General features: G+C 30.5%; 12 protein-coding genes. 10 read left to right on the forward strand and 2 right to left on the reverse strand.

From position 1 onward, the window contains the following. Positions 1-18: 18 nt before the first annotated feature. Complete coding sequence (locus E5347_RS16845) at positions 19-735, reverse strand: hypothetical protein (RefSeq protein ID WP_168354924.1); 717 nt, start codon at positions 733-735, stop codon at positions 19-21. An 864-nt stretch (positions 736-1,599) separates the two neighbouring features. Here E5347_RS16845 and rpsA point away from each other — a divergent pair. Further along, on the forward strand, positions 1,600-2,745 hold the full coding sequence (gene rpsA / locus E5347_RS07170; protein WP_136005937.1) for a 30S ribosomal protein S1: 1,146 nt from the start codon (positions 1,600-1,602) through the stop codon (positions 2,743-2,745). 110 nt (positions 2,746-2,855) lie between these two features. Here rpsA and pyk read toward each other — a convergent pair whose 3' ends face one another. Next, a complete protein-coding gene (gene pyk, locus E5347_RS07175) occupies positions 2,856-4,274 on the reverse strand; it encodes a pyruvate kinase (protein WP_136005939.1) in 1,419 nt (472 codons plus the stop codon). 141 nt (positions 4,275-4,415) lie between these two features. Between pyk and E5347_RS07180 the strand changes: the two genes are divergently transcribed. The 9 genes from E5347_RS07180 (at position 4,416) to E5347_RS07220 (ending at position 14,517) form a co-directional block, all read left to right on the forward strand. Next, positions 4,416-5,867, forward strand: coding sequence for an aminoacyl-histidine dipeptidase (locus E5347_RS07180; protein WP_136005941.1), 1,452 nt, complete (start codon positions 4,416-4,418; stop codon positions 5,865-5,867). A 171-nt stretch (positions 5,868-6,038) separates the two neighbouring features. Continuing rightward, a complete protein-coding gene (locus tag E5347_RS07185) occupies positions 6,039-6,716 on the forward strand; it encodes an MgtC/SapB family protein (RefSeq protein ID WP_136005943.1) in 678 nt (225 codons plus the stop codon). Between the two features lie 259 nt (positions 6,717-6,975). Beyond that, positions 6,976-7,677 carry an SPOR domain-containing protein gene (locus tag E5347_RS07190; RefSeq protein WP_136005944.1) on the forward strand — a complete coding sequence of 234 codons (702 nt, stop codon included), beginning with the start codon at positions 6,976-6,978 and terminating at the stop codon, positions 7,675-7,677. A 206-nt stretch (positions 7,678-7,883) separates the two neighbouring features. After that, positions 7,884-8,453: a Maf-like protein gene (locus tag E5347_RS07195; protein ID WP_136005946.1), complete on the forward strand. Its 570-nt coding sequence runs from the start codon at positions 7,884-7,886 to the stop codon at positions 8,451-8,453. A gap of 45 nt (positions 8,454-8,498) precedes the next feature. Beyond that, complete coding sequence (gene radC, locus E5347_RS07200) at positions 8,499-9,185, forward strand: RadC family protein (RefSeq protein ID WP_136005947.1); 687 nt, start codon at positions 8,499-8,501, stop codon at positions 9,183-9,185. Positions 9,186-9,202: 17 nt separating this feature from the next. Next, complete coding sequence (locus tag E5347_RS07205; RefSeq protein ID WP_136005948.1) at positions 9,203-10,222, forward strand: rod shape-determining protein; 1,020 nt, start codon at positions 9,203-9,205, stop codon at positions 10,220-10,222. Further along, complete coding sequence (gene mreC, locus E5347_RS07210) at positions 10,222-11,073, forward strand: rod shape-determining protein MreC (protein ID WP_136005949.1); 852 nt, start codon at positions 10,222-10,224, stop codon at positions 11,071-11,073. Before E5347_RS07205 ends, mreC begins: the two co-directional genes overlap by 1 nt. Before the next feature lie 10 nt (positions 11,074-11,083). Then, on the forward strand, positions 11,084-11,575 hold the full coding sequence (gene mreD, locus E5347_RS07215; RefSeq protein WP_136005951.1) for a rod shape-determining protein MreD: 492 nt from the start codon (positions 11,084-11,086) through the stop codon (positions 11,573-11,575). Next, positions 11,572-14,517, forward strand: a complete 2,946-nt coding sequence (locus tag E5347_RS07220) for a penicillin-binding transpeptidase domain-containing protein (protein ID WP_136005952.1) — start codon at positions 11,572-11,574, stop codon at positions 14,515-14,517. Before mreD ends, E5347_RS07220 begins: the two co-directional genes overlap by 4 nt. The last annotated feature ends 56 nt before the right edge of the window (positions 14,518-14,573 follow it).

Genomic DNA, 14,573 nt, shown 5'->3' on the forward strand with positions numbered 1-14,573 from the left:
CCATCCTCCTAGAATTAATTAGTATTTTCTATTTTTTAAATATAATCTTATTAGTCTGATTACAACCATAAAGATGATTGCCATTATTACAATTGATCCTATAGAGAATCCACTCCCCCTACTAGAACCAAAGCCAAACATTCTTAAGGAATTAAGACCAAACATCATGTCTCCAAAGAATGAACCACCTGAATCGTCATAATCATCGTAGCTAGTATTGTTATTATAATCTTTGTCTTGAGTTTTATTTGTATCATTCGTAGAACTGTAAGACCCTGAAGAAAAAGCTTTTGAAGTCCCAGACTTACCTTTATCTGTGCTTGAGCTAAAAGATCCACTTTTGAAGTTACCAGATGTAGATGAGCTACTAGAGCTCTTGTTATTACTGGAAGAAGAGCTAGAGCTTTTATTACTACTAGAAGAACTAGAACTTTTATTAGAACTACCGCTACTAAAAGAACCACTTTTAAAACCACTAGTAGATTTGCTTACATTAGATTTTCCTCCACTTGATTTAAAACTACTACTAGAACTCTTACTACTAGAACTTTTAAATCCTCCTGAACTTTTAAAACTACTAGATCCCTTTGATTTTGCTAGTACTACGGTTTCACCTTGAGTAATACTATCAAAAATAGGAATAGTATCTATAAGGAAACTAGAAGTTAAAAAGATAAAGGCTAAAAATAAAGTAAATATTATTTTTTTATTATTGTTTCTTTTTATAAAGTTCACCCCCAAGAAAAAAGATTATGATATTATTTTATATAGAAAATATATAATTTACAAACTTCATTTAAGTCTAAATTATAATCAAATAAGTAATATTTACCTAAATAGATAAATCAATCTAAGTAAATCGTTTATTATCTATCATTTAATAGTTAATACTATCTTATTAAGAGTTAATTAATAACTGTTAATTTAAATCAAAGTTCTTTTATTATTTATTATATCATAGTTGATAAAAAATAGATGAGGAATAGCTTTAAAATGCGAATATAACCGCAAAGATAAATGGACGGCTCATAAGACAAATGGCTGCAAAAAGAAGTTATAGGCTCGTAAAAACTACTAGACCAAGAGTTTTGGTAAAACTCGCATGCGCTCAGACAAACCAACAACTCTAAGGTCCAGCAGATTTTACTTCACCAAGAATTTCTAATTTTTCGCCATATGCTTATTTCACCGTCAATTTATCCTTGCTAGTAATTCAGCATTTAAAATATTTTAGGCGATTACACTAATTTTTATTGAAATTCAGCTCGTCTGAATTTCTTCCTTTAGTTGACCTACATCCATAAATTTAAATTATTCAAGGAGTTTTTAACATATTGTGCGTAAGACGACTTGGAGCTGGCGACGGAGTCCGAGCATAATATGTTAAAAACTCCTGCGCAATTTAAAACAATTTGACTTGTAATCAATATCAGAATAATCTAAAATTAATTTATTATAACTTATATAAAAATTAAAAGATCGATGATTTCAATTGATGTAGTTTACTTTATAAATATTTTTTTACTTTAAATTTTATAATATACAAGATGTAAATTATTTATTGAAACATAGATACTAGTTTTGAAGGAGTGAAGAAACATGACAAATCAAAATATAGAAGAAAGCATGGGGGCTTTATTACAGGACTTTGATGTTAAAAGAATTAAATCTGGAGATATTCTTGATGGAGAGGTTATTGATGTTAACGATAAGGAAGTTACAGTAAATATTAATTATGCCTTTGATGGTGTTATAGAAAAAGCTGAATTAACAAACATTGATAAGGATCCAAGAGAAGTAGTGCAGCAAGGAGATAAGCTTAAGGTGTATGTTTTATCACCTAATGATGGAGAAGGATATGTTCAGTTATCAAGAGTTAAAGCTTTAGAAATTACTGAAAGAGAAGATATAAAGAAGGCTTTTAATAATGATGAAGTTATAAAGGTATATGTAAAAGAAGAAGTAAAGGGTGGATTAGTAGCTTATTATGGAAATATAAGAGTATTTATACCAGCATCCTTAGCATCTAGAGAAAGAGTTATCTTATCTGATTTAATAGGAAAAGAATTAGAAGTTAAAATAATAGAATTAGACTTCAAATCAAGAAAAATAGTTGCTTCAAGAAGAGTTTTAGAAGATGCTATCTTTGAAAATAACAAGAAGGAATTATGGAAATCAGTAAAGTCTGGTGAAAAGAGAGCAGGAGTTGTTAAGAAGCTTATTAAAGCAGGAGCAATTGTTGATATTGGAGGAATAACAGGACTTATTCATTTAACTGATTTATCTTGGGGAAGAGTAAATAGAGCTGAAGATGTAGTTAAAGAAGGAGATAAGGTAGAAGTATTTGTAGGAGAAGTAGATGCTAAGAATGAAAGAGTATCATTAATCCTAAAAGATATAAACGAAGATCCTTGGACTACTAATGAAGATAAATTAAAAATAGGAGCTGTAATTGAAGGTAAAGTAGTTAAATTCTTAAACTTCGGTGCTTTTGTTGAATTATATCCAGGAGTTGAAGGACTAGTTCATATAAATGAAATTACAGATGAAAACATAGCTAAACCTTCTGATGTTTTAACTTTAGGTCAAAAAGTAAAGGTTAAAGTTTTAGATGTTGATAAGACAAATAAGAGAGTATCTTTAACTATAAAAGATGCAGAAGAAAAATCTAAGGAATACTTAAAATATAATGATATTGATGATGGAGTTTCTTTAGGAGACCTATTCAAGGACTTTTTTAAATAATGAAAGAATGAAAGTGCTATCGCACAATGAAAAAATGAAGAAATGAGGTTTTGCACTGCAAAGCCTCATTTTTTATATAATAATTTTTTCATTATAAAATGCTTAGAATTTTATAACTTCTCTATTTTTAACATATTAGTTCCACCAGTTACTGCATTTGGCATACCTGCTGCAACTACTATATCATCACCTTTTTCTGCAAAGGATAATGTAGTTACTACCTTTTTAGCTTCAACTAATATTTCATCAGTTGTAGTGAACATCTCACATTTAAGTGGGAATATACCAAAGTTTAAGTTCAATCCTCTCCTTACTTCTTCGTGAGGAGTTATTGCAATTATTGGACACTTAGGTCTATATTTTGAAATAAGTTTTGCAGTTGCACCACTACTAGTTGCTGCTACTATTGCCTTTGTATCTAGAAGGTTTGAACTTCTACAAGCTGAGTAACTAATAGCTTCAGAGAAGGAAGTAAGTGAAGGTTCCTTAAGTCTTCTATTTAAATAGTTATAATCAAGGTTTTCTTCAGTTTCTATTGATATTCTTGACATAGTTTCAGCAGCTTCTATTGGATAGTTACCACTTGCACTTTCTCCACTTAACATAATGGCATCAGTTCCATCGAAGATAGCATTACATATGTCACAAGCTTCAGCTCTAGTTGGAAGAGAATTTCTTATCATAGAATCAAGCATTTGAGTAGCTGTTATAACTATCTTACCCGCTTCATTACATTTTCTAATGATGTTCTTTTGAATTATAGGAACTTTCTCTATAGGAATTTCAACCCCCATATCACCTCTAGCAACCATTATTGCGTCAGATACTTCTATTATTTCGTCTATATTATCTACACCTTCTTGGTTTTCTATCTTAGCTATTATTTGAATATAATCTCCACCATGAGCTTCTAAAACATCTCTAACATCTTGGATATCAGAAGCTTTTCTTATGAAAGAAGCTGCTACAAAATCTATTTTATTTTCACAACCAAAGATAAGATCTTCTTTATCCTTTTCAGTTATTGAGGGAAGATTAATCCTAACATTAGGAACATTAACACCTTTATGGTTTTTAATTAATCCTCCTACAGTAACTACACATTTAATTTCAATTCCATTAACTTCTTTAATTTTAAATCTTAATAGACCATCGTCTACTAAGATTTCTCCACCAACTTTAACGTCTTTATACAAATCCTTATATGAAACTGAACATTTTTCTTTATCACCAAGGATTTCATCTCCACATATGAAAGAGAAATCTTGGCCTTCTACAAGCTCAACTCCATCATTAACAAAGTTGTGAGTTCTAATTTTAGGACCCTTAATATCTAATATTATTGCAGTAGGAGAGTTTAAATCTTCTCTTACTTTTTTTATTAAATCTATTTTATCCTTATGAGTTTCATGAGTACCGTGAGAAAAGTTTAATCTGGCTGCACTCATACCTATTTTGATAAATTTTCTGATGATTTCTTCATTATCACTGGCTGGGCCAATAGTAAAGATCATTTTGGTTTTTTGCATAATACCACCTCGATTATTAAAAATTAGGAATTTTCTGAATAAGTATAATAAAAAAATAAAATTTAAGTATCATATATACTATGATATACTTATTTTATAATATAATTCTAACATATATTAGGAAGCAAAGGAGAGAAGATTATGAATGTTTTACAAAATTTAGAACCTAAAAAGGTTTTTCAATATTTCGAGGAAATTTCTCAAATACCAAGAGGATCAGGAAATGAGAAAGCTATAAGTGATTACTTAGTAGGAGTTGCCAAGAAGTTAAGTTTAGAAGTAATTCAAGATGAAGCATTAAATGTAATAATAAAAAAGCCAGGAACTAAGGGTTATGAAAATTCACCTACAGTAATTCTTCAAGGACATATGGATATGGTTTGTGAAAAAAATAAGGGAACTGACCATGATTTTGAAAAAGATCCATTAAAATTAAGAGTTATAGATGATATGGTGTATGCTACAGATACTACATTAGGAGCTGATAACGGAATTGCAGTTGCTTATTCACTAGCAATATTAGATTCTACAGATATTCCTCATCCACCATTAGAGGTTTTAGTAACTACAGATGAAGAAACAGGAATGACTGGAGCTATGGCTATTTCTAAGGAAAATGTTACTGGTAAGATACTTCTAAATCTAGATAATGAAGAAGAAGGCCATTTATTAGTAAGCTGTGCTGGTGGAGTAAGAAGTAAGCATTTATTAAAGGCAAACTTAGAAGAAGTTAATGAATACAACAATTTCTTACATATTGCTGTAAGAGGCCTAAAGGGTGGCCACTCTGGAATGGAAATTAATAAGGAAAGAGGAAACTCTAATAAGATTATGGGTAGAATTCTTAAATCCTTATTAGAATTAGATTATAAGCTAGCAGAGGTTCATGGTGGATCTAAAAATAATGCTATTCCAAGAGAAGCTGATGCAATCATAGCATTAAAATCAGCTGATTTAGAAAAGGCTAAAGAAATAATTAATTCATGGAATCCAATTTTATTAAATGAGTTAAAAACTCAAGATCCAGGAGTTAAAGTATCAATTTTAGAAGATACAGAAAAGGTTGAAAAGGTATTTACAAGAGTAGATACTGAAAAAGCAGTAAACTTACTTTACTTAATACCAAATAGCATTAATACTAATAGTGTTGAAATAGCTGGATTAGTTGAAAGTTCAACTAACTTAGGAGTAGTAATTACTAATGGTGATACTGTAGAGTATGATAGTGCTATTAGAAGTTCAGTAGCATCTTTAAAGGATGAAATAGTACTTAGAAGTAAGACTATAGCAGATTTACTTGGAGCTGAATTTGAAACTACAGCAGGATATCCAGAATGGCAATATGATAGCGAATCAAAAGTTAGAGGGATATGCCAAGAAGTATATAAGAGAATGTATGGAAAAGATGCTGAAATAGTTGCTATTCATGCTGGTGTTGAATGTGGATTATTCAATGAAAGATTAGGTAAGCTAGATATGATAAGCTTTGGACCTAACCTTTATGATGTTCATACTCCAGAGGAGCATATGAGCATAACATCAGTTAAAAATGTTTGGGATTATTTATTAGAAGTATTAAAAGAATTAAAATAATTTAATAAGATTGCTAAATAAAAATGGACTTTGCGAAATATTATAATTAATATTTTCTCAAAGTCTTTTTTTAAAAGGTGTTAAGAAAATTTATATAATCTAAACAGACTGCTCAAGTCTTTTAAAAGAATATGGAGACAAATATTTTAATTATTAAGGAAGTGGGTGCTTATGGAAGGTTTATATGAAATAAATATGATATCAACATTTTTTAGGCTATTATTAGCTTTAATTTGTGGAGGGATTTTAGGGATTGAAAGAGGGAAGAAAAATAGGCCAGCAGGATTTAGAACATATATGTTGGTTTGTGTTGCATCTGCTATGGTTATGATTACTAATCAATATATAGCCGATATGTATTCTACAGGAGATCCTTCTAGAATGGGGGCTCAGGTGATAAGTGGAATTGGTTTTTTAGGGGCAGGTACAATTATTGTAACTGGTAGAAATAAAGTTACAGGATTAACTACAGCAGCAGGACTGTGGGCATCAGCATGTATAGGTCTTACTATAGGTGTTGGTTTTTATTCAGGAGCCATAATAGGATGTGGCATGATTTATATAGCTATGGCATTATTACATGGAGTTGATAATAGAATTACATTATTGACTAAAGAGGTTACGGTATATATAGAGTTTTCTAGCATAAAGAACTTAAGTGCCTTTTTAGGGTATGTAAAACATCATAATATGAAAGTTGTTGAGTTAGAATTAATAAAATCTAATGAGTTAACTGAAACTATAGTAGGTGGAGTATTTACATTGAAATTACTTGAAAAAACTCAATATGTGGATGTTATAGAGTTGCTAGGAAAAGCAGAGGGAGTTTGTAGTATAGAAGAAATATAATTCTAGGGATCAAAGTAAATATTAATGAGCATAACATCAGTTGAAAATCTTTGGGATTATTTATTAGAAGTGTTAAAAGAATTAAATTAATTAGGGTAATTAGCTATAGGATGGCACTGTTGCACAAATAGAGATAATGAAAATGAATAATTATTGATGTGATTAGGAAAAAATTACATCAATATTTTTTTGTTTTACATAATGAATATAATAAGAGCACTAGGAATATATATAAGTATAGAAAGAGGGGGATGGTAAAATGAAGTACACAAAGTATAATTACAAAAGGAAGAATCATGGAGCGAAACTTCTTACTTCTTTAATGATAACTACTCTATCAGCTATTGCTATAGGTTTAATAGCAGCTTGGCTTTTACTTAAAATTATTCCTGACTTAAATAAATTAAAAGCTGCAGATGCTAATATCCCTATAGAAGAAAATGTAAGCAATAATGAGAAAGAAATTGAAAATTACTCTTTAATTCAATGTGGATACTTCTCTAAGGAAGAAAATGCAAAGCAAGTTTTAGGGAAGATTCCTTCAGATTATGACTCTTTTATTGCAAAAGATTCAGATGGAAAGTATAGAGTAATAGCAGGAATAACAAAAGAATCAGATAGTAGTGAGGTTATTGAAGGATTAAAAGGAAAGGGTCTTGAGGCAATCAAAGTAAATTTACCATTAGATAAAAATAATGAAGTTGAAGGACAAATACTTGCAATTACAGAAGGATATTTAGAAATATTAAATACTGCAAAAAAGGATGATGTTAAGGAAGTTAATACTAATGACTTTAAAGCTTGGTCCAAAGAACTTCCAGCGTTATCTGAAGGAGAAAAAATAGAAATATTAAAGGAATATAAGGCACATATAGATACATTAAATGAAAATATTAGTAAGGAAAATATAGCAGCTGAACTAGAGTATATTTATTCAGTACTAAGTAAAATAAAAGTATAAAAATGTCATTTTAGAAAAAAATAACAAAACTATTACAATTAAATAAAAATTGAATAAAGAGGGGCAAAGCTACTTGTTTCAAAGCTTATATAATGATAAACTATATTAGATATAAGGTAAGGACAAATATCTTTGTCTTTGTTTTTGTGTTTTAGTTAAACCTTTTGTAGAGACTAAAAATATGCACAATTTAGGAAGTGATAAGTTTGAAATATGTATTAGCTTCTGGATCTTTAAGAAGACAAGAATTATTACATAGGATAGTAGATGACTTTGAAATATTAGTAAGTAATTTTGATGAGGACTCTGTTGTTTTTAATGGGAATGTTGAAGAATATGTAATAAATTTAGCTAAAGGAAAAGCTTTAAGCACTAAAGAATGTCTTCAAGAAGATGCAATAATAATTGCAGGAGATACAATAGTTGTACTAGAAGATGAGATTTTAGGAAAACCTAAAAATGAGGAAGATGCCTATAATATGTTAAAAAATCTAAGTGGTAAAACTCATAGAGTATATTCAGGTATAGTACTTATAAATATGTACAATAATAAGGTAGAGGAAGCTTCTCTTTATACTGAGGTTAGAATATCTAATTTATCAGATGAGGAAATAAGAGATTACATAATAACTAGAGAGCCACTAGATAAAGCTGGAGCTTATGGAATTCAAGGATTCGGTGGAGTGTTTGTTGAAGGTATAAATGGATGCTACTATAATGTAGTAGGATTACCATTGAACCTTTTAAATAAAATGCTTAAAAAGATTAAGGAATAGGTAATTTGGCAATATTTATAATAAATTACAATTTTGAGGTGTAAAATGAGTAATGTTAAAGTTATAGATATGCCAGAAGAGGAAAGACCTGTTGAAAAGCTCTTAATTAGTGGGCCTGAATCTTTAAATAATGCAGAACTTCTTGCAATTATTTTAAGGACAGGGACTAAAGAGGAAAATATAATCACTTTGAGCAATAGAATAATATCTGAATTAGATGGACTAGAAGGTTTATTAGATGCTGGTATTGAAGAAATAACTAAGATAAAAGGTATTAAAAATAAAAAAGCTAGTCAAATTTTAGCTGTAGGAGAACTAGTTAGGAGAATAAGTAAAGCAGCTTTACTTAAAGAAAGAGATAAGATTTCTTCTCCAAATGATATAGCAAAAATTTTAATGAAGGATATGGTGTTTTTAAAGCAAGAGGTTTTAAGATTAGTAATGCTAGACACTAAGAATAACATAATAGGACTAAAGGATGTCTTTGTTGGGAGTTTAAATACGTCAATAGTTCATCCAAGGGAGATTTTTAAAGAAGCTCTTAAAAGAAGTAGTTCTAGTATAATAGTTTGTCACAATCATCCTTCAGGGGATCCAACTCCAAGCAAGGAAGATATTGATATAACTATTAGGTTAAAAGAATGTGGTAAGATAATAGGAATTGATCTATTAGATCATTTAATAATTGGAAAAAATCAGTATGTAAGTTTGAAAGAAAAAGGAATAATATAAGCGAAAGGGGAATTCAAATGGGATTTTTCAGTAGTAATAAGGATATGGGAATAGATTTAGGAACAGCAAATACGCTTGTTTTTGTAAAAGGTAAAGGTGTAGTTTTAAGTGAACCTTCAGTTGTAGCAATAAATAGTACAACTAGAAAACCTTTAGCAGTAGGTGCTGAAGCTAAATTAATGATAGGAAGAACTCCAGGAAATATAGTTGCTATTAGACCATTAAAAGATGGTGTTATAGCAGATTTTGACATAGCACAAACAATGCTTAAGAAATTAATAGAAAAGGTTGCTAGCAAAAGTGCTTTTACTAGCCCAAGAATAATAGTATGTTATCCATCAGGTGTAACAGAAGTTGAAAGAAGGGCTATAGAAGAAGCAGCAAAGTTTGCTGGAGCTAGAGATGTAGTTTTAATGGAAGAGCCAATGGCTGCAGCTATTGGAGCAGGACTTCCTGTAGGAGAGCCTACTGGTAGCATGATAGTTGATATCGGTGGAGGAACTACAGAAGTAGCTATAATTTCTTTAGGGGGAATAGTTACAAGCAAATCATTAAGAGTTGCTGGGGACGAATTAGACCAAGCAATTATCGCTTATATAAAGAAAGAATTTAACTTAATGATAGGTGAAAGAACAGCAGAACAAGTAAAGATGGAATTAGGTTCAGCTTATAAAGTAGATGATGAAGTAAGAGAAATGGACATAAAGGGAAGAGATATGATAACTGGTCTTCCAAAGACTGTTAAAGTTTCAGAAGATCAAATTAGAGAAGCATTAAAGGAACCTGTTTATGCTATCATAGAATCAATTAAGACAACTTTAGAAAAGACACCACCTGAATTAGCAGCAGACATAATGGAAAAAGGAATAATGTTAGCTGGTGGCGGAGCTTTACTTAGAGGATTAGATTCACTAATTAACTATGAAACAAATATGCCTGTTCACATTGCAGAATCACCACTTGATTGTGTTGTTTTAGGAGCAGGAAAAGCATTAGATAATTTTGATGAACTAAGTAGAACTCAAAGAGGTCAATAATGAAGCTCTTTAAGAATAAACTGGCAGTAACTGTAATAGTGCTGTCAGTTGCCTTTTTAGGAATAATTATTTACACAGTTAATAGTGATAGTAAAGGTGCTCTGTCAAGTGGTGCAGGTAGTACAATAAATCCATTGCAAAAAGTTGTTTACTCTATTAGTGATAAGGTAAAAGAAACTTTAGACTTTTTTCTTAATTTCTCAGAAGTAAAAGATGAAAATAAAGAGTTAACAAAGGAAAATATTGAACTTAAAAATAAGTTATTAGAGTATGATAAGCTTAAGGAAGAAAATGATAGATTAAGAGAAGTGCTTAATTTTACAGATTCTAAAAGCAGTTATGAATATATTGGATGTGAAATTATAGGATATAGCGGAGAAAGCTATACTCAAGGATATGTTATAAATAAGGGTGAAAATCATGGACTTAAAAAAGGCATGGTAGTAGTTGCTGATAAAGGTCTTGTGGGACAGGTTACCAGTACAGGGTCTAATTGGGCAATAGTCGAAAGCCTATTAAATGAAAATATAGCTGTATCTGTTATGGTAAGTAGTACTAGAGAAACTACAGGTATATTAGAAGGATATGTAACTCGTAGTAATGATGGGTTAACTAAGGTTACCAATTTACCTGTTAATTCTGCTATAAAAGAAGGGGATGTTATATTAACTTCAGGGCTTGGACAGATTTATCCTAAGGAAGTCAGAATTGGTGAAGTAGTGTCAGTAGAAACAGATGATATTAGAGTTATGAAGACTGCAATAGTAAAGCCGTATGTTGACTTTAGTAATCTTGAGGATTTATTTGTTATTATTCCTACAGAAACTAGGGAAGTAAAATATGAGAATTAGAGGGTAGCTTATGAAGAAGTGGATTTTAGTTTTAATTTCGTTATTACTTTTAATATTAGATAACTCTCTTATGCCTTTCTTTTCTATAAAAGGTGCTTACCCAACTTTGATTTTCACATTTGCAATAGCTTATTCAATTATTTATGGAAGAAAAGAAGCAGTTATTATAGGGGTAACTTCAGGGTTGCTACAAGATATATTTTTCTATAATGGTTTTGGAGTAAACTCTCTTATTAATATGCTTTTATGCCTACTTGCAGCAATTATAGGTGAAAACATATATAGAGAAAAGAAACTAATACCTGTTGTATCTACAGTGGTCTTATCATTATTAAAAGTTTTTGCTATAGCTTTAATATTAAAGTTATCTGATAAAACTGTTAATGGAACAATAGGTATTTATTCATCAATCTATAATGCTGTTGTTATGTTTCTAGGGTACAATTTTGTTTTAAGACTTTATGATAATAATGATAAAAAGAAGTCATGGAGGTTTAAATGATAGTAAATAAACCGAAAAAAAAGAAGAAAATTTCTAGGTTTTTTGTTTTAAATATTATAATGATAGTACTTTTTACTACTATACTTTCAAGACTAGTTTACCTCCAAATATATAAGCATGCAGATTATAAGGAAAGAGCGGATATTAGCTCTACAAGACTTATATCTGAAGCAGCTCCAAGAGGTAAGATATATGATAGTGAAGGTAATATATTAGCTACTAATATCCAAACATATAACTTAACATATACTAAGCCAAATGATGAAAATGAAAACTTTTATGAGACTATGAGTAATGTTTTTAAGATTTTATCTGAAAATGGTGAAGAATTTCAAGATGATTTATTGTTAAAGTTAGATAGTAACGGTAAGTTCTATTTTGACTTTAAAACTGATGACTCTGACACTAAGAAAATAGTTGAAGTAAGGTTTAAAAGAGATAGAGGTCTTAATGAGGAAATAGAGAAGGCTGAGTTTGAAGATAAGGAATCGGATTTTACTGATGATGAAATAGCTTTAGTAGATAAAGAGCTACTTAAACTTTCACCAGAGGAAACTTTCTATAAACTTATTAAAATATATGACCTTCAAGAACTTGTAAATCCAGTTCCAGTTCAAGAAGAAGGAGAAACTAATAAGGCTTATAATGCTAGGCTTGAAGCATATAATGACAAATATGAGGAGATGTCCGGTAAGGAAATCCTTGATGAGCTTTTAACTAAATATTCACTTAAAGAAGTAAGACAATACATGGTAGTTAAAGATGCTATAAAAATGCAAAGCTTTAAAGGATATAGAGCGGTTACTATTGCTGAAAATATTAAACAAGATACCTGGCAGATCATTTATCAAAAGTTAAATGATCTGCCAGGTATAGATGTTAGTATAGAACCAATTAGATACTATCCTTATAATAATTTAGCATCTAGTACTTTAGGATATCTATCTTCAATAGATTCTTCTAAAGAAACTAATTATGAGTTAAGAGGATATGATGCTTCTTCAGATTTAATTGGTGTTGCTGGTATAGAATCAGCCTTTGAAAGTGAGTTAAAGGGTGTTAAAGGTGGAACTACTGTTAAAGTAAACTCTAAGGGTAGGGTTACAGAAGAATTATTTAGACTAGATTCTTATCCAGGGAATAATGTCCACTTAACTATAGATAAGAATGTACAGTATGCAGCTGAGCAAGCTTTGAAGGATACACTAGAAAGAGTAAGAAGTAGTATAGCTCCTAATGCAACTAGGGGTGCTGTAGTAGCTATAGAAGTAAATACAGGAAGAGTAATAGCTATGGCAAGTTACCCGGATTATGATCCAAATGTATTTTCAATTCCGGGAAGACTAACTGATGAATTATCACAAGAATACTTTGATCCTGATATAGATGCTTATGCCAAAGAATTTATGAAAAGGACTGGGGCTACTGGTGATATAGAAGAATTATTCCCTAGGGATGAAGATACAGGTAAAAGAGTAGATAGGTTTGATACTTATCCTAAGAAATTTTTTAATTATGCAACGCAAGGATTGTTACCTCCAGGTTCTACTTTCAAGCCACTCACAGCAATAGCTGGATTAATGGAAGGAGTAGCAACTGAAGGTGAAGTTATGATGGATAATAACGGAAGTTGGAGTACAGATGAATTACCAGGATTGATATTAAAAAACTTTGAAGGAAGAGCTAATGGTGCTACAGATTTAAAAACAGCTTTACAAGTATCATCAAACTACTATTTTTATGAACTAGGATATAGATTATATAAGAAAAATGGTGGAGCTGTTAATGGTGGTAATATTGAAGCTTTAGATACATTGGCACATTATGCATGGAAGTTTGGTCTTGGTATGGCACAAGAGGATCAAACTGAAAAGAATTTATCAACAGGTATTCAAATAGAAGAAGATTTCGGGCAAGTATATAATTTTGAATCGTGGAAAGCTCAGTCTATAAAAAATCCTATGTATGATATAGTAAGAGCATTAAAAACAGGGAATTATCATCTATTTTCATTTGTTCCATTAGATATAGAAGATAATGAAAGTGATCCAGACAACTTAAAGGAAGCAAAAACTGCATTAAAGAATGAAATGAAAGCAGCATTAGAAAAGGTTGGAACTAATGAGGAGATAACAGATAATACTAAGTTTGCTGAAAGTTTAGTGCCATATGTTAAAAAAGTTATGGATATTTCGCCTCAATTTAAGAGTGCAGTAGTTGAAACATCTAAAAATAGAAGTGTAGATATTAATGAGGAAGCAGGAGTAATAGCAGATGCTATAGCTTTTTATATAATAAATAACCAAGCGGTTGAAATTAAGACACCAGCTCAAATTATATATAGTGCTATAGGGCAAGGGATGACTACTGCTACACCTGTACAATTAGCTAATTATGTAGCTACATTAGCTAGTGGTGGTAAAAGGTATAAGGTAAGTGTTGTAGATAAGGTTACAACTCCAACAGGAGAAGTAATAAAGGAATACAAACCTGAGCTAGTAGATGAATTAGATATACCAGAAGAATACTTACAAATTGTAAAGGAAGGTATGTATAGAGTTAATACTAGCCCAAGTAATGGTACTGCATATAATAGTTTTGGAAACTTCCCTATAAAGGTTGCAGGTAAAACTGGTACTGCCGACTTTAGTACAGATGAGAACTATCGTATTCAAGGTAGAGCAGCTTATGGTAACTATATTAGTTTTGCACCATTAGATGATCCTAAAATAGCTATATTCTCAACTATCTACGATGGTAGTAGAGGTAGTGAAGGTGCAACTATTCATAAGGCGATTTATGAAGCCTTCTTTAAAGAGGAGTTATTAAAATTAGATCCATCTTATGCATCAAAATCAGAATCCTTTAGAAAGTATGTTCAAGACTCACCTCTTAAGGACAATAAAGATGATAGCATAAAGATAGACACTACTAGCAATTAAGAATTGACAATTGGCAATTAATAATTAATAATTAATAATTAAGGAAATAATCTCTT

It is taken from the genome of Clostridium sartagoforme, from assembly GCF_004794105.1.
Lineage (GTDB): Bacteria > Bacillota > Clostridia > Clostridiales > Clostridiaceae > Clostridium > Clostridium sartagoforme_B.